This is a genomic window from Nonomuraea sp. NPDC049504 (genome assembly GCF_040676845.1).
In the GTDB taxonomy this organism is placed as follows: Bacteria; Actinomycetota; Actinomycetes; order Streptosporangiales; family Streptosporangiaceae; genus Nonomuraea; species Nonomuraea salmonea.
In genome coordinates, this window is the sequence record NZ_JBFAPT010000034.1 from 1 (window position 1) to 15,483 (window position 15,483).

15 protein-coding genes are annotated in these 15,483 nt (G+C 69.8%); 9 read left to right on the forward strand and 6 right to left on the reverse strand.

Going from position 1 to position 15,483, the window contains the following annotated elements:
• Positions 1 to 110 precede the first annotated feature (110 nt).
• Both AB0K28_RS43435 and AB0K28_RS43440 read right to left on the reverse strand, forming a co-directional pair.
• Entirely contained in the window at positions 111 to 380 is a 270-nt protein-coding gene (locus tag AB0K28_RS43435; protein ID WP_364382194.1) for a hypothetical protein, read from the reverse strand.
• A gap of 30 nt (positions 381 to 410) precedes the next feature.
• Positions 411 to 746, reverse strand: coding sequence for a hypothetical protein (locus AB0K28_RS43440; protein WP_364382197.1), 336 nt, complete (start codon positions 744 to 746; stop codon positions 411 to 413).
• A gap of 321 nt (positions 747 to 1,067) precedes the next feature.
• On the opposite strand from AB0K28_RS43440, the gene AB0K28_RS43445 reads away from it, so the two are divergent.
• On the forward strand, positions 1,068 to 1,385 hold the full coding sequence (locus AB0K28_RS43445; RefSeq protein ID WP_364382200.1) for a helix-turn-helix domain-containing protein: 318 nt from the start codon (positions 1,068 to 1,070) through the stop codon (positions 1,383 to 1,385).
• A gap of 193 nt (positions 1,386 to 1,578) precedes the next feature.
• Positions 1,579 to 1,992, forward strand: coding sequence for an STAS domain-containing protein (locus AB0K28_RS43450; protein ID WP_364382203.1), 414 nt, complete (start codon positions 1,579 to 1,581; stop codon positions 1,990 to 1,992).
• A 430-nt stretch (positions 1,993 to 2,422) separates the two neighbouring features.
• Here AB0K28_RS43450 and AB0K28_RS43455 read toward each other — a convergent pair whose 3' ends face one another.
• Together AB0K28_RS43455 and AB0K28_RS43460 are read right to left on the reverse strand one after the other, a co-directional pair.
• Positions 2,423 to 4,207 (reverse strand): endonuclease/exonuclease/phosphatase family protein, encoded by a 1,785-nt coding sequence (locus AB0K28_RS43455; RefSeq protein ID WP_364382206.1) that lies wholly within the window; start codon positions 4,205 to 4,207, stop codon positions 2,423 to 2,425.
• 49 nt (positions 4,208 to 4,256) lie between these two features.
• Entirely contained in the window at positions 4,257 to 5,423 is a 1,167-nt protein-coding gene (locus AB0K28_RS43460; protein ID WP_345408631.1) for an ROK family protein, read from the reverse strand.
• A 158-nt stretch (positions 5,424 to 5,581) separates the two neighbouring features.
• Here AB0K28_RS43460 and AB0K28_RS43465 point away from each other — a divergent pair, with 158 nt between their 5' ends.
• The 6 genes from AB0K28_RS43465 (at position 5,582) to AB0K28_RS43490 (ending at position 13,050) form a co-directional block, all read left to right on the forward strand.
• Positions 5,582 to 6,826 carry a Gfo/Idh/MocA family oxidoreductase gene (locus AB0K28_RS43465; RefSeq protein WP_364382209.1) on the forward strand — a complete coding sequence of 415 codons (1,245 nt, stop codon included), beginning with the start codon at positions 5,582 to 5,584 and terminating at the stop codon, positions 6,824 to 6,826.
• Positions 6,823 to 8,427: a beta-N-acetylhexosaminidase gene (locus tag AB0K28_RS43470; protein ID WP_364382212.1), complete on the forward strand. Its 1,605-nt coding sequence runs from the start codon at positions 6,823 to 6,825 to the stop codon at positions 8,425 to 8,427. Before AB0K28_RS43465 ends, AB0K28_RS43470 begins: the two co-directional genes overlap by 4 nt.
• A 25-nt stretch (positions 8,428 to 8,452) precedes the next feature.
• On the forward strand, positions 8,453 to 9,697 hold the full coding sequence (locus AB0K28_RS43475; protein ID WP_364382215.1) for a sugar ABC transporter substrate-binding protein: 1,245 nt from the start codon (positions 8,453 to 8,455) through the stop codon (positions 9,695 to 9,697).
• A 4-nt stretch (positions 9,698 to 9,701) separates the two neighbouring features.
• Positions 9,702 to 10,580: a sugar ABC transporter permease gene (locus tag AB0K28_RS43480; RefSeq protein ID WP_364382218.1), complete on the forward strand. Its 879-nt coding sequence runs from the start codon at positions 9,702 to 9,704 to the stop codon at positions 10,578 to 10,580.
• Entirely contained in the window at positions 10,573 to 11,388 is an 816-nt protein-coding gene (locus AB0K28_RS43485; RefSeq protein ID WP_364382221.1) for a carbohydrate ABC transporter permease, read from the forward strand. Before AB0K28_RS43480 ends, AB0K28_RS43485 begins: the two co-directional genes overlap by 8 nt.
• 555 nt (positions 11,389 to 11,943) lie before the next feature.
• On the forward strand, positions 11,944 to 13,050 hold the full coding sequence (locus AB0K28_RS43490) for an aldo/keto reductase (protein WP_364382224.1): 1,107 nt from the start codon (positions 11,944 to 11,946) through the stop codon (positions 13,048 to 13,050).
• Between the two features lie 34 nt (positions 13,051 to 13,084).
• Here AB0K28_RS43490 and AB0K28_RS43495 read toward each other — a convergent pair whose 3' ends face one another.
• On the reverse strand, positions 13,085 to 13,684 hold the full coding sequence (locus AB0K28_RS43495) for a TetR/AcrR family transcriptional regulator (protein WP_364382227.1): 600 nt from the start codon (positions 13,682 to 13,684) through the stop codon (positions 13,085 to 13,087).
• 224 nt (positions 13,685 to 13,908) lie between these two features.
• Positions 13,909 to 14,808, reverse strand: a complete 900-nt coding sequence (locus AB0K28_RS43500) for a LysR family transcriptional regulator (RefSeq protein WP_364382230.1) — start codon at positions 14,806 to 14,808, stop codon at positions 13,909 to 13,911.
• A gap of 119 nt (positions 14,809 to 14,927) precedes the next feature.
• Here AB0K28_RS43500 and AB0K28_RS43505 point away from each other — a divergent pair, with 119 nt between their 5' ends.
• Positions 14,928 to 15,434 (forward strand): hypothetical protein, encoded by a 507-nt coding sequence (locus tag AB0K28_RS43505; protein ID WP_364382233.1) that lies wholly within the window; start codon positions 14,928 to 14,930, stop codon positions 15,432 to 15,434.
• Positions 15,435 to 15,483 lie beyond the last annotated feature (49 nt).

A 15,483-nucleotide genomic window follows, 5' to 3' on the forward strand; every position in this document is an offset into this window, starting at 1 on the left:
CCACCTTCTGGGCGCGCTCGGCTCGCCGACGCGCCTCCTCATCGGCCTTCGACACCCTCGCACCACTCCCTCGTGATCGACGACAAAGATCACCGGGCATGGTGCCGCGCTCACATCACCGCTCCCAAGAGCGCACTCGTGTTGATCAACTCGCCTTGTCCGGGCGGCGCCAGCAGCCGGCCGCCGGTCACCGCGCAGGCCACCAGCCACGGGGACAACGTGTCGACGAAGGAGCTCTCAGCGAAGCGCCGCCCCACCGCCATGGACAAGGCGACGACGGCGGCCACCGCGTCGGCGAACTCCGTCTCTGCCGCCGCGGGAAGGACCAGCTGCGTGCTGCCCGCCACCCGCACCAACACCGTGGTGAAGACGGCCCGCACCCGCCCGGCTGAGGCGGCGAACCGTCGCAGTCAGCCCCGGACCGTCGAGGGCGGACGGCCCAGGCCGGACGCGATCCGCCGATGCCCCGCGCCCCGGGCCTTCGCCTCCAGCGCGGCCCCGACCACCTCGACCCCGTCGGCCCGCCGCAGCAACCCCGTGACCGGCAGCAACACATGCGTGCGCGCGCACGAGCCGCATCGCGACCGCCGCGGCCGGACCTCGATCAGCGTCTCGCCCATGCCCCGCAACCGGCGCCGACGCCCGAACCCCCACCTGGCCAGCACGCCCCCGCACGACGGGCACGTGATCTGTCCTGCTCGTAATCGCCGCTCGACCTCAGCCGCGTCGACCTCTACCGTGATCAAGGTGCCTCCGGGCACGCTCGCACGGCCCTCCCGAGCTCGCCGCCAATCGATACCGGGAGGGCCGTTGCCATGTGACTCACGTCACTCGGAACACGGTCACCGTGACGGCAGAGCTCCCCGATGATCAACCCGGACGATCCGATTGATCTCCTACCGTCACCAACCCGCAGCCTTCACCCGGGGATCACTCGGCCATGTTCGCCTCGACCAGGCATACATGAAGCTCGATACGGGAACTGCGATTCAGCATAGAATCTTCAGGAAAGAGTCCTGCCGTCCCTTCCGACAAACAGGCCAGCTGGACCCAGAAGGCAGGGAGCCGTGACCTCATCCGACGACCGTCGCGCGGCCTGGACGTTTCTCACCCATCACGCCCGCGTGCTGATCGAGATCGCCCGCAACCCCGAGACGCGGACGCGCGGCATCGCCGCCCGGATCGGCATCACCGAACGCGCGGTGCACAGCATCGTCACCGACCTGCACCAGGCCGGCTACCTGACCCGGGAACGCATCGGCCGCCGCAACCGCTACACCCTCGACCTGGACCAGCCCTTCCGCTACCGGACCGAGGCCGGCCTGCCCGTCCGCCGGCTGATCGCCCTGTTCACCGACCACGACCTGCACCGGCAGGCCGACTAACCAGCGAGAACGGGCATGGGCGTCCGAGAACATCGTGTGACTCGCGCGCCTGGACGCCCACACCCCCTTCACGGCCTGGCTCCCCCTCCAGCAGCTCGGCCGCCCACCATCCATACCACCAGCCGATCCAGGCCAGGGCACGGATCGGGAATCACCCCGCCACCTGCACCGGACACCAAGGATGATGGTCTTCATGGACGAGCCGGACGACTCCACCGAGCGCTTCACCGTCACCATCGGCCTGCACGAAGACTTCATCGTCGCCCGCGCGGCCGGCGAACTCGACTACCAGACCTCCAGCCTGCTGCACCGCCAGGTGAAAGACGCCTGGCAGGTGGCCCAGTCCGCCGGCCTGGTCCTGGACCTGAGCAGCGTGACGTTCTGCGACTCCATGGGCGTCGGCGTGCTCGTGCTCCTGCTCCGCCAAAGCCGCGAACAGCAGAGCAACCTGGTCCTGTCCAACCTCCCGCCCCTGCTGGAACGCCTCCTGACGATCACCGGCCTGCGCACCGCCTTCCAAGTCGCAGCCTCGGTGGAGGAGGCCATCCAGGCAGTGCAGGCGCCGCCGCAGCCTGAGCCTCCAAAGGCAACAGACTCGTGTGACTGATCCTCAACGCCGAGCTGCACAACCAAGACCCCGCCAGCGCACCGCTGACGGGGTCTCTTCGTCTGCTGATCATCAACCGCAAGATCAAAAGCTTATGGAACAGGCACGCCGACTGATCGCCAGAGCAAGAGCTCCCGGTTGCGCCACGGGCGTTCATGCTCACGATGGCGTCGCACACGAAACCGGACATGCCCAACCCACCCCTCGGTCACTGATCAACACCATCAACGACCGACAACCCCACTACGTCCACATGCAGCGTGGCGCGGAACAGCTGGACCGCCGGCCCGGCGGACGCCGGGCCGGGTCGCTGCCGGTGTGGCGTGCGGCAGACGATCTCCAGGCGTTCGTAGGTCGCCACCGCACGTGCGCCGGCCCTGGTGCGGTGGAGCCTGGTGCTCTCGTGACAGGGGGCGGGAGCGTTCCGCCGTCAGGAGATCTCGTACGGGATGATCTCGGCGAGCGTGGAGGCCCCGCCCATGCCGTAGTCCACGCGCAACCGCAGGTATCTGGCCGAGACCCCCTTCAGGTCGACGTCGTGGGGAGCCGACATGCGCGGCCACTCGACCCGCTCGACGTCCCTGAACGTCGTGCCGTCCTCGCTCACCTGCACGGCGCCCCGCTCGATGGTGCCGCTCATGTCGTACGCCAGCGTGGGCTGGAACCTGACCGCGGACAGGTTCCGCACCCGTCCGAGGTCCACCGTGATGGTGTGCGGCTGCGGCGCGACGCCGGAGCGGTAGTCGGTGAAGGGGTCGCCGTCGATCGCCCTGGCCGGGTCGCCGGTGCCGGGTTTGGTGACGGTGGCCGTCGCGCTGAGCTCGGCCGGAGGCACCGGGGTGCCCTCCGGAGGAGAGGGCCAGCCGCCGGGGGCGTCCTCGGGCTCGTCGGCCACGGCGGGCCGGTCGGGGCCCGTTCCCCTGCCGCGGATCACCACGTCGGTGACCACGGCGCTGTGGTCGGAGTAGAACGGGTAGGTCTGGTCGAGGGCGCTGCCCTGATGGCGGGGCAGGCGGCGGTCGTCGATGCGGGAGCCGAGGACGCGGACGTCCTTGCCGCGGGTGAAGATGTAGTCGATGCGGGCGGGCGCGGAGCGATAGCCGCTCTGCGGGCTCCAGGTGCGGCCGGGGTGGCGCCCGGCGTCGGGGTTGGCGTGGCGGAAGGTGTCGACGAAGCCGGAGTCGGCGAACATCTTGGTCAACGGCCAGGGCAGCACCAGGCCCGCGTGCCCGCGCGCGCCGGCGAACTGCTCGGTCCAGTCCAGGTACGGCCAGGCGTTGAGGTCGCCGCCCATGAGCACGGGGGCGTCGTCGTCACCGATGAAGGACGGCAGCGCCTTGTCCAGGATGGCCCTGCCCATGGCGACGCGGCGGAAGCGGTCGTCGTCGAGGAGTTGCGCGTCGGTCTTCGTCCGTGGCCGGCCGTAGAGGTTCTGCACGGCCGCCTCGTGGACGTCCCAGTTGGCGGAGATCTCGTGCCAGGTCCACATGCTGAAGGCGTGGACGTGCCTGCCGTCGGGCAGGCCGAGCCGGGCGCCGCCGAGGTTGAACGAGGTGATGTCGGCGTCCGCGTAGCGCGGGTAGACCTTCTCCACCTTGAGCTTGGTGTACAGCCACAGGTTGTCGCCGTTGGCGCTGTAGTCCTCCGGCGTGGTGAGCCGCACGCCGGTGAACCGCTCATCCGCCGGCCGCCCGGCGTTCAGCCCGTCGAGGATCTTCTGCCCCGATCCGTACCCCTCGATCACGAACAGGACATCGGGGTCGACCTCGTTGATGTAGTCGATCATCTGCCGGAGATTCTCGCCCGTCTTCTCCTGGCCGTTGATCGTGCCTCCGACGAACAGGTTCCAGGACATCAGCCGTACGGGGGTGCCGACCTGCTGCTCGGGCAGGGTGGTGACGGAGACGTCGAGCTTCACGCTCTGCCTGCGCGCGGGCAGCACGAACGGCCGGCTGCGTACGGTCCCGGTCCGGCTGTAGAGGGTCTCCCGCGCCCATACCTGGTCGCCCCTGGTGACGGTGAGGGTGAATTCCTGCACGTGGTGCGGGCGCGGCCGGGCGGTGGCGACCGCCGTGCAGGTGCTGCCGGCGAGCAGCCCGTCACATTCCAGCCGGTACATCACGGGCGTGGCCGCGGCGCCGGCCGCCGCCGGTGCCGTGGTGAGCAGCCCGGTCAAGGCCAGGGCGGCGGCGAGAGGCGGGATGGATCTACGCATGGGCGTGTCCTCCTGGAGGGGGGTGTGCGTTCTCCGCGGGAACGGGGTGTCAGGCGAGCCGCTGGGGCGCCGCGGGGCGGGAGATCGAGCCGTCGGAGGAGAAGAAATGGTCGTCCACGTGCTCCAGCGCCAGGCAGGCCGCGCCGAGCGCGACGCATTCCTCGCCGAGTGTCGAGGGCCGGATCTCGGGCACGCGCAGGCAGTGGGGTTCGAGCGCCCGGCGCAGGGCGGGCAGCAGGACGTCGGCCGAGCGGGAGAATCCGCCCCCCAGCACGACCAGTTCGGGGTCGAGGGTCAAAACCATGGCCGCGGTGCCGAGCGCGAGCTGGTGCGCGTAGGCGTTCACGGCCTCAAGGGCCTCGGGATCGCCGGCCCGGGCGGCGGTGAAGACCAGACCGGCGGCGTCCTCGGGCGTGGCGCCCCGTGCCGCGGGCGATCGCTCGAGGTGGGCGGCCATGGTGCGCCAGCCGGTCATCTCCATGAGCCCGACCTCGCCGCTGGCTCCGCTGAAGCCGTGGTGCAGGCGTCCGCTGAGGATGAGGGCGGCGCCTGGCCGGCGGCCCGCGTGCAGGTAGACGAGGTCGCGGACGCCCGACGCGATACCGAGCCGTTGTTCGGCGAGGGCGGCGAGCTTGCTGTCGTTCTCGACGGTGATCGGGCAGGACAGCCGCTGCCCGAGATGGCCGATGAGATCGACCCCCGCCCAGTCGGGCAGGGACTCGACCCGGGTGACCACACCTTCCCTGTTGACGACGCCGATGCTGCCGACGGTGACGCCCCACAGGTCGCGGGCGCTCAGTCCGGAGGCGACGAGTGCGGCCTCGACGGCCCGCCACACGGCCTCCAGCCGCTCGTCGCGCGTGGTGCGCGCGTCCACCGCGACCCGGCCGCTGGAGACGGTACGGCCGGCCAGATCAGTGATCACGGCGAGGACCTTGTGCACGCCGACGTCGACGCCGAGCACATGGCCGGCGTCGGTCCGGAAGCGGTATCGCTTGGCGGGCCGGCCCAGACTCCCCGGAGCGGGCTCGACGTCGGTGATCCAGCCGAGTTCGTGCAGATCGCCGACAACCTCGATGACGGAGTTGCGTGACAGCCCCGTCAGCGTGGCCAGCTCGGTGAGGGTCAGCGGCCCCGGCGCCGCACGCAGGACCCGAATGCTGCTGAGCGAGTTCAGCTGGCGCAGCCGCTGAAGGTCACCACCACCGACCTGCACAGGTTCTACCTCCCGTTAATTGCGGTCTCCGGATTAATCAGCTCTGGCACGCCCTCCGCCGGGCGTGTGCCACCTGGATCATCTGATGCGGAGGGGCTTGACGGCAAGACCTCGATCGTGAATATCTATGAACTCCGCAATAAATCGGGGGTCGGCACATGACCGTGAAGTTGGCCGTCATCGGGGCGGGAGCCCGGGGCCAGATCTACGCCAGGGCGGCAGCCGCCGATGGCCGATCGCGGATCGTCGCCGTGGCGGATCCCGACCCCGCCCGGCGGGACGCGCTGGCCCGCGAGCACGGCCTGCCGGAACAGGCCCGCTTCACCGGCTGGGAGGAGCTGGCCGCCGTGCCGAGGCTGGCCGACGCGGTGGTGATCGCCACCCAGGACAGGCTGCACGCCGGGCCGGCGGTGGCCTTCGCCGGGCTGGGCTACGCCGTCCTGCTGGAGAAACCCATGGCGCCGACGGAACCCGAGGCACGCAGGATCGTCGAGGCCGTCGAGCGGGCCGGGGTCGTCTTCGCGCTCGCCCATGTCATGCGCTACACCGCCTACACCCGGGCGTTCAAGCAGCTGGTGGACGGTGGCCGGCTGGGCGCGATCTCCAGCGTCCAGCACCTGGAACCGGTGGGCTGGTGGCACATGGCCCACTCCTTCGTCCGGGGCAACTGGCGCAACACCGCCCAGTCCGGGCCGATGTTGCTGACCAAGTCCTGCCACGACCTCGACTGGCTGCTGCACCTCCTCGGCGACGAGCCGATCGGTGTGGCCTCCTTCGGGTCGCTGACGCACTTCCGGCCGGAGAGCCGGCCGCCGGGGGCGGGCAGCCGCTGCGTGAGCTGCGCGGTCGAACCCGCCTGCCCCTATTCCGCCAAGCGCCTGTATCTGGGGTGCCTGGGCGATCCGGAGCGGGAGTTCTGGCCGCTCGGCCCCGTCACCTCCGACGCCACGACGGCCGGTGTCATGCGGGCGCTGGAGGAGGGCCCGTACGGCCGCTGCGTCTACACCTGCGACAACGACGTGGTGGACCAGCAGGTGGTGATGCTGGAGTTCGCCGGAGGCACGACGGCGTCCTTCACGATGACCGCCTTCACCCCGCTCGAACACCGCAAGACGAGAGTCTTCGGCACCCACGGCTTCGCCGAGGGCGACGGCCGGAGCATCAGGATCGTCGACTTCACGACCGGCACGGAGGAGAGGATCGACACCGCGACGCGCGCGGGCGCCTCGCTGGCCGACGGCCACGGCGGCGGCGACGCCGGGCTGATCAAGGCGTTCATCGACGCCGTGGAGGCGGGCGACCAGGCGCCGCTCGGCGCAGCTCCGGCCGAGGCCCTGGCCGGGCACCTGGTCGTCTGGGCCGCCGAGCGCGCCCGCACGTCCCGGACGGTGCAGGCCCTGTGACGACGATCCCGGCGCCCGCCCGCCTGTCCCCCGGCGAGGGGTGCTTCACCTTCACCGTCGCCACCGCGCTGGCCGCCGACCCGGTGCTGGCCAGGGCGGCGGCGTGGCTGCGCGCGAGCCTCCTGCCGGCCACCGGCCTGCCCCTGCCCGAGGGGCCCGGCGGCGTCGAGTTCCGTCTGGCCGGCGGGCTCGGGCCGGAGGAGTACCGGCTCACGGTCACGCAGAAGTCGGTGCTGATCGAGGCGGCGAGCCCGGCCGGCGCCTTCTACGGAGCGCAGACGCTGCGCCAGCTCCTCCACCCGGCCGCGTTCCGCAGGGGCCGCATCGCCGGCAGGACGTGGAGCGTCCCCGCCGTCTCGATCGCCGACGCCCCCCGGTACGGCTGGCGTGGCTGCCTCATCGACGTGGCCCGCCACTTCCTGCCCAAGAACGACCTGCTGCGGTACATCGACCTGCTGGCCATGCACAAGCTCAACGTCCTGCACCTGCACCTGACCGACGACCAGGGCTGGCGGTTGCAGATCAGGAAGTACCCGAAGCTGACCGAGACCGGCGCCTGGCGGCGCGAGTCGCCGCTGGGCGCCCGGCGGCACCGCCGCTTCGACGGCCGGCCGCACGGCGGCTTCTACAGCCAGGACGACATCAGGGAGATCGTCGCCTACGCCGCCGACCGGTTCATCACCGTCGTCCCGGAGATCGACCTGCCCGGCCACACGCAGGCCGCCATCGCCTCCTACCCGCAGCTCGGCAACCTCGCCACCCCGCCGGAGGTGGCCACGGAATGGGGCGTCAGCGAGAACGTGCTCAACGTCGCCGATGCCACCATCGCCTTCTTCCTCGACGTACTGGAGGAGGTCCTGGAGCTCTTCCCCGGCCCATACGTCTGCGTCGGCGGCGACGAGGTCCCCAAGACCCAGTGGAACGACAGCCTCGCCGCCAAGGAGCGCATTCGCGAGCTCGGCCTGCGCGACGCCGCGGAACTGCAGACCTGGTTCATGCGGCACTTCACCGACTTCCTGCTCGCCCGGGGGCGCAGACCGCTCGGCTGGGACGAGCTCCTGGAAGGCGGCCTGCCGCCGGGCGTCACCGTGGCCTCCTGGCGCGGCGACAGGTGCACGACCATGGCCGCCCGGGCCGGCCATGACGTGGTCGTCTCGCCCTTCGCCGAGACCTACCTGGACTTCCGCCAGGCCGAGGGCGAGCAGGAGCCGGTGCCCATCGGCAGCGTGACCTGCCTGGAGGCGGTGTACGCCTTCGACCCCGTTCCCGCCGCCCTCACCGAGGCGGAACGGGACCGGATCCTCGGCGCCCAGGCGGCGCTGTGGACCGAGCACATCGACTCGCCCCGGCTGCTCGACTACATGGCCTTCCCCCGCCTGGCCGCCTTCGCCGAGGCGGTGTGGAGCAGCGAGCGCGACCTCGAGGACTTCCTCGTCCGGCTCGCCGTGCACGAGAAGCGGCTCGACGCGCTGGGCGTGGAATATCGCCCGGCCGCCGGCCCGCACCCCTGGCAGCGACGCCCCGACGCCCCCGGCCATCCCCGGACCCGGGCGGAGATCGACGGCGAGCTCGCCGCCTGGACCGCGAACCTGCGGTTCTAACTCACCCCCCAACCTGGAGAAACCCGTGCGTCTTCGTCTCCCCCTGGCCGGGCTGGTCAGCCTGGCCGTCCTCACCGCGGGCTGCGGCTCTTCCGCCGAACCCGACGCCAACGGCAAGGTCACGATCAGCTACGCCATCTGGGACAAGAACGACCAGGCCGGCTCGGAGAAGATCATCGCCGCCTTCCAGCAGGCCCACCCGAACGTCACCGTCAAGCTGGAGATCACCCCCTGGGAGCAGTACTGGACCAAGCTCCAGACGGCCGCGTCCGGCGGCGCGGCCCCCGACGTCTTCTGGATGAACAGCCTCAACGTCCGCATGTACGCCAAGGGCGGCGTCATCGCCCCGATCGCGGAGTCCGGGGCGGCGGGCCTGCCCGAGGCGGTCGTGGAGGGCTACCGCTACGAGGGCAAGCTCTACGGCCTGCCGCACAACGTGAGCATCCCCGCGCTCTGGTACGACAAGAAGATCTTCGACGCGGCCGGCCTGGAGTACCCCACCGCCGACTGGACCTGGGACGACGTCACGTCCGCCGCCAAGAAGCTGACCGACCCGGCCAAGCAGCAGTTCGGCATCCTCGCCCCGATGTGGGACCAGGGCGGCTTCTACAACACCATGATCCAGGCCGGCGGGCACGTGCTCTCGCCCGACGGCAAGAAGAGCGGCTTCGACGACCCCGCCTCCATCCAGGGCCTCGAGTTCTGGACCGGCCTCATCAAGGACAAGGTCGCGCCCGTCGCGGAGGTGTACACCGACACCGACCCCATCCAGCTCTTCCAGTCGGGCAAGTACGGCATGTACTACGGCGGCGTCTGGTTCGCCTCCACCTACTGGGCCAATCCCGAGATCCGCGAGCGGATCGACGTGGCTCCCCTGCCCAAGGGGCCCGCGCGGGAGGCCGTCATCCTGCTCGGCCTGGCCAACGCCGTCTCGGCCAAGAGCGAGCACCCCGAGGAGTCTGCGGCCTTCGCCGCGTTCGTCTCCTCCGAGCAAGCGCAGAAGATCATCAGTGACAGCGGCGGCGGCGCCCTGTCGGTCCGTCCCGGCACCCAGGACGGCTGGTTCACGGCCTTCCCCTCCTTCCACCTCAAGGAGACCTATGAGGCCTCGATGCCGCACGGCGTGCCGTACCCGGCGACGCTGAACACCGCGCAGTGGCAGGACGTGCAGAACAAGAAGCTCGCCGACGCCTGGTCCGGCAAGCGGCCGGTCGCCGACGTGGCCAGGGAGATCGCGGCGCAGATGAACGAGATCCTGGCCAAGGAGTAGACGGATGCACTCCAGGCGCGAGTGGGCGTGGGGATACCTCCTCATCGCCCCCATGGCGCTGGGCCTGGCCGTCTTCTACCTGTGGCCCATCGCCCAGACCGTGTACCTCAGCTTCACCGAGTCAGGGGTGTTCGGCGGGCAGACCTGGGTGGGGACGGCCAACTTCGCCACCCTGCTCGGCGACGAGGAGATGCTCGGCGCGCTTCGCAACACCCTTCTCTACGCCGTGCTCGTGCTGGCCGGCGTACCGCTGTCCATCGTCGTCGCGGCCCTGCTCAACGTGCCGGGACTGCGTGGCCTGAGCGTCTACCGGACCCTGTACTTCCTGCCCGTCGTCACCATGCCTGCCGCGGTCGGCCTGACCTGGCGCTACCTGTTCAACGGCGACTTCGGCGCGATCAATCACCTGCTGGGCGCGATCGGCGTCGACGGGCCGTACTGGGTGGGCGATCCCGACTTCGCCCTCTACGCGATCGCGATCGTCGGGGTCTGGAGCACGATCGGCTACAACGCCGTGCTGTTCCTGGCCGGGCTGCAGGGCATCCCGCGGCCGTACTACGAGGCCGCCTCGATCGACGGGGCGGGACGGGTGCGGCAGTTCTTCCGCATCACCCTCCCGCTGCTCACCCCCACCACGTTCTTCGTCATCGTGATCACCATGATCAACGCCTTGCAGGTCTTCGACCTGGTCTTCCTCATGATCGACCTCAAGAGCCCGGCGCTGAGCGGCAGCCGCACGATCGTCTACCTCTTCTTCGAGAAAGGGTTCGTGCAGAACCAGCGGGGGCTCGCCGCGGCCATCGCCGTGGTGCTGCTCGGGCTGATCCTCGTGCTGACCGCGATCCAGTTCCGGCTGCAGAAGAAGTGGGTGCACTATGAATAGGCCGAGGACCTGGCCGGCCCACGTGCTGCTGGCCGCGGGCGCGCTGGTGATGCTGGCGCCTTTCGCCCTGCAGCTCGTGGTCTCGCTGCAGACCCTGCCCGACTCACTGCGCGTGCCTCCACGGTTCACGCCCTCCTGGCAGTGGTCGAACTTCGCCGACGTCTTCCGTACCGTGCCGCTGGCCCGGCAGTTCCTCAACACCGTCGTGGTCACCGCGGCCGTCACCGCCGGGCAGCTGCTGCTGTGCTCGCTGGCCGCCTTCGCCTTCGCCCGGCTGCGCTTCCCCGGCCGCGGCGCCATCTTCCTGCTCTTCCTGGCCGTCCTCATGGTTCCCGGCGAGTTGTTCATCATTCCGCGTTACGAGATCATGCAGGGGCTCGGCTGGCTCAACACCCTGCAGGCGCTGATCGCGCCGGGCGTCTTCGGCGCCTTCGGGACGTTCCTGCTGAGACAGTTCTTCCTCACTCTGCCCAGGGAGCTCGACGAGGCCGCCCGCCTGGACGGGGCCAACCCGGTGCAGGTGTACTGGCACATCATGCTGCCGCTGGTCAGGCCGGGCCTGCTCGCCCTGGGACTGCTGACCGTCATGTGGTCGTGGAGCAGCCTGCTGTGGCCGCTGGTGGTCAACACCGACCCGGAGATGATGACGCTCTCGGCGGGGCTCGCCTCGCTGCGCGGCCAGTTCCAGACCAACTTCCCGATCCTGTTCGCCGGCGCCGTCGTGGCCTCCCTGCCGGTGATCGTCCTCTTCGTGGTCATGCAACGGCACTTGATCGCGGGCATCGCGTTCACCGGCTCGAAGGGTTAGCCGTCTGATCGCGGGCGGGTTCGCCTTCTCCTTCGGAGAACTTGGGCGTGGGCCGGGTCGGTGAGGGTCTGGTGGACGCCAGCAGCGTCCGTGCCGGGCCGCCTGCTGCCCGGCGCAGGTGACGGTGAAACGACCCCACCAGGACGGCGGCGTTGCCGCGGGCTTCGGCTCCGCCGCCGAGGACGCGCTTGGGTGTTCTTACAGCCTTCCTCGGCCACAGGGTCGAGATTCTGGACTTGCGGGTACATTTTTCGCGCTCCATCCTGAATTCGTGACCGACGACGACCTGGCTCGCCGCTTCCCGGCGGCCCGCAACACCGACTCGAGGACTTCGAGCAGGTGAAGGTCGCGATCATCCACCAGGTCCTGATCGCCGAGCAGGTTCACGGGCGCGCGCGGCCCGGCGGACCGCTGCCCCGATCATGAGCCTTGCCCTCCACGAGTTCTCCAGCGGCCAGATCATCGCCTGGCGCGACCACAGCCATCCCGACTACGTCCGCAAGCTTTCCGCAAGGTGAAAGCCTCTTCATTACCTCTTTCAGGAGAAATGCAGTTATGTCATTCGACCAGTACTATCTGCTGGGCCGTTCCGGGCTGCGAGTCAGCCGCCTGTCGCTGGGCACGATGAATTTCGGCAAGGACGGTTTCCACGCCCCCTACGGCAAGACCGAGGACGAGGTCCGGCCCATCTTGCGCCGCTACCTGGAAGCGGGCGGAAACTTCATCGACACCGCGGACTTCTACACGGCGGGCGCGAGCGAGACGATCCTCGGCAAGCTCATCGCCGACGCCGGGGTCCGCGAGCGGGTGGTGCTCACCTCCAAGTTCACCAACAGCATCGACCCTGGTGACCCGAACGCGGGCGGGAACGGCCGCAAGCACATGATCCGGGCGATCGAGGCGTCGCTGCGCCGCCTGCGGACCGACTACCTCGACCTGTACCTGCTGCACACGTGGGACCGCATCACCCCCGTCGAGGAGGTACTACGCACCTTCGACGACCTCACCAAGGCGGGCAAGATCCGCTACGCCGGCCTGTCCGACGTGCCGGCCTGGTACGCCGCCCGAGCGCAGACGCTGGCCGAAGCACACTCGCTCACGCCGATGGTCAACCTGCAGTTGCCCTACTCACTCGCCGCACGGACCATCGAGACCGAACACGTTCCCGCCGGGCAGGCCCTGGGACTCGGGATCACAGCGTGGAGTCCGCTGGGCGGCGGTTTCCTCACCGGCAAGTACCGCAACTCGGACAAGGGCTTGACCGGCGAAGGACGCCTCAGCGGCGCCGGCGGCGGGCTGGAGTGGAACGACCAGCAGTGGGAATTGCTGAAGACGCTGGAGACCGTGGCCGGCGAACTGGGCGTGACGATGGCCCAGGTGGCGCTCAACTGGGTCGTGACCCAGCCAGGGATAGCCTCGGCCATCGTGGGGGCCAGCAGCGCCGAGCAGCTCGGTTCCTCACTGGCGGCCCTCGACTTCGAGCTGCCGGCGGAATTGCGCGCCGAGCTCGACGCGGCCAGTGCCGTGCCGCCGGGCGACCTGTACAAGATGTTCACGCCGGAGTACCAGTCGTGGTTGATCAACGTCGGTGTCAAAGTCGGTGACAAGCCGGTCGGCTACCAACCCGTTGTCCGGAACTGGGTGCCGGAGAAGCAGATCTGATCCGCGAGGCAGGTCTCCCCTCGCCCACCGAGGCTCAGGTGCGCGCGGGTGCGCCCGTACGCAGGTGGTCGAGGCACAGGTCCAGCACATACTCCAGGTACTCCGCGGAGCCCGTCGACATCAAGAGCGTCACGCCGCCCTGGATCGCGGCGATCAGGGCGGCGGAGGTACGTACGGGATCGACGTCCCGGCTGATCTGGCCGCTCTCTCGCATCCGCTCGATGCCCACCTGGATCTGGCGCCGCCACTGTTCCATCAGTTGCCGGGTAACGGCCTGCGCGGCTGGGCTGTACCTGCCGATCTCGGTGATCAGCACCCCCAGCGGGCAGTGCACCCCCTGCCGCCGATACCGCTCGACCACCGCGTCACGCCACTGATGCCACGACGGCCACGAGGTCAGCTGCCCGAGATAGGGCTGTTGGTCCTCGAGCACCTGGTCGGCCTCCCATTGGGCCACCGCCAGCATGAGCTGCTCTTTGCCGTCGGGGAAGTAGTGGAACAGTTGGCTCTTGCCAGTGCGACTGCGCCGGCAGATGTCGTCGAGAGTCGTCGAGGCCACCCCACGCTCGCGGATCTCGGCCCCCGCCGCTTCAATGATCCGCCGGCGGGTCGCGGCACCCTTCTTGGTGAGCACTGGACCTCCGAAAGTGTACCTCTCAGTCCATTTTACTTCCCTGGACAGCGTCAATGCCCCGGGCTCCAGCACCTGCCGTTCGACGTCGGTGAGATCAGACGGGTACGCCGGTTTCCGGTCGCGGCATGCGCATCCCGGCGAGGCGCGGCCACTGGCGTCCACGACGGCGGACGGGTAGCCGGACGACCACCGGCTCCTGGCCGCCGAGCTGCTCAGACACCGCCTCAAGGGGCAGCGGCCGACGGGAGCGGACCCAGGTCGCGGATGATATCGGCCAGGGCCCGGATGGGCTCGTTCTCCGCCTCACTCCGCCACACCAGCGCGTACGGCAGCGGCTCCATGTCGATGACCGGCAGGTAGGCGATGTCCGGCCGGGTCCAGTAGCGGGCGACGTGGGCGGGGAAGAGCACGACGAGCCCGTCCATGCTGGCGAGGGTCATGGCCTCTTCGGCGTCCCCCACCACGGGGCCGCGCTCGATCTGACGTCCGCGCCGAGTGAGGCGCGGGGCGTAGGCGTCGTACCAGTAGCCGGGCCCGGTGTCGGCGTGCGGATGCTGGAAGTCGGAGATCATCTCCAGCGAGACCGACGGGCGCGGGGCGAGCTGGTGGTCCTTGGCGACGGCCAGCACGCGCTGCTCGGCGAACACGACCGGCCCCACGGTGAGGTCGGGTTCGTCGACGGGCAGCCAGCTCACCAGGACGTCGATGTCTCCGCGGCGCAGCGCGGGAAAGGCGTGGCCCAGCTGCGCGCTGTGGATGCGCAGCTTCCACTGCGGGTGGCGCAGGCGGAAGACGTCCCAGTAGGGGCGCAGGTCGTAGGCGTTGAGCGGCAGCATGCCGACGCGCAGCGTGCCGGTGATGCCCTGGCCGGCGAGCTGGGCGCGTTCCATGCTGTCCTTCAGCCCGGCGTAGAGCGGCCGGAGGTCGTCCCGGAGCTGCCGCCCGACCTGGGTCAGCCGGACCGTGCGGTTGTTGCGCTCGAACAGCGAAGCCCCGACCTGCCGTTCCTGCTTCTGGATCGCCTGGGTGACGCGAGCGGGCGACAGGCAGAGCCGGGTGGCGGTGCGGCCGAAGTGCAGCTCCTCCGCCAGGGTCAGGAAGATCTCGATGTCACGCAGTTCCACGCCTGACCTGCTCCGTTCACTCACACTGAAGGTGATCTTGCGGGTTTCGCCGTTGTTTCGGGTGTTCACCGTACTTGATCCTCGATTCGTACGATTCGCCTTGGTCGAGGAGCACATGGATGGACGCCCTTGTTTGCGGTGCCGGCATCGCCGGGCCCGCCCTGGCGTACTGGCTGCGCCACCACGGGTTCACCCCGACCGTGGTGGAGCGCGCTCCGCGGAGAGATGTGGGCGGCGGACGGCCTCTTCTTCGAGGCGAACGCCCCGGTGGAGATGGACCGCTGGTTCTCGGGCCGGGTGGTGCTGCTCGGGGACGCCGCCTACTGTGCGCCGCCGCCTCGGGTCGCGGCGCCTCCCAGGCGTTGATCGGCGCCTACATCCTGGCCGGCGAGCTGGCCGCGGGCGGCGGTCACACGCATGCGTTCGCCGCCTACGAGCGGGAGATGCGCGGCTTCGTCGCCGAGCACCAGCACCTGGGGCGCGAAGGCGCCGACCAGTTCTTCCTGGCCACGCCCTCGCGGGACGGGCTCGGCCGCACGACGGCGGCCCGGCCGCACCTCGTGCGGCTCAAGGACTGCGTTCCCGGCTTCGCCGCGGAGTGGCCCTCACCTGGGGCTGCTCGCTGACCTGGTGCTACGGGTCAACGACGGCCCGACGTCAGGTCCCTTCGCGAGG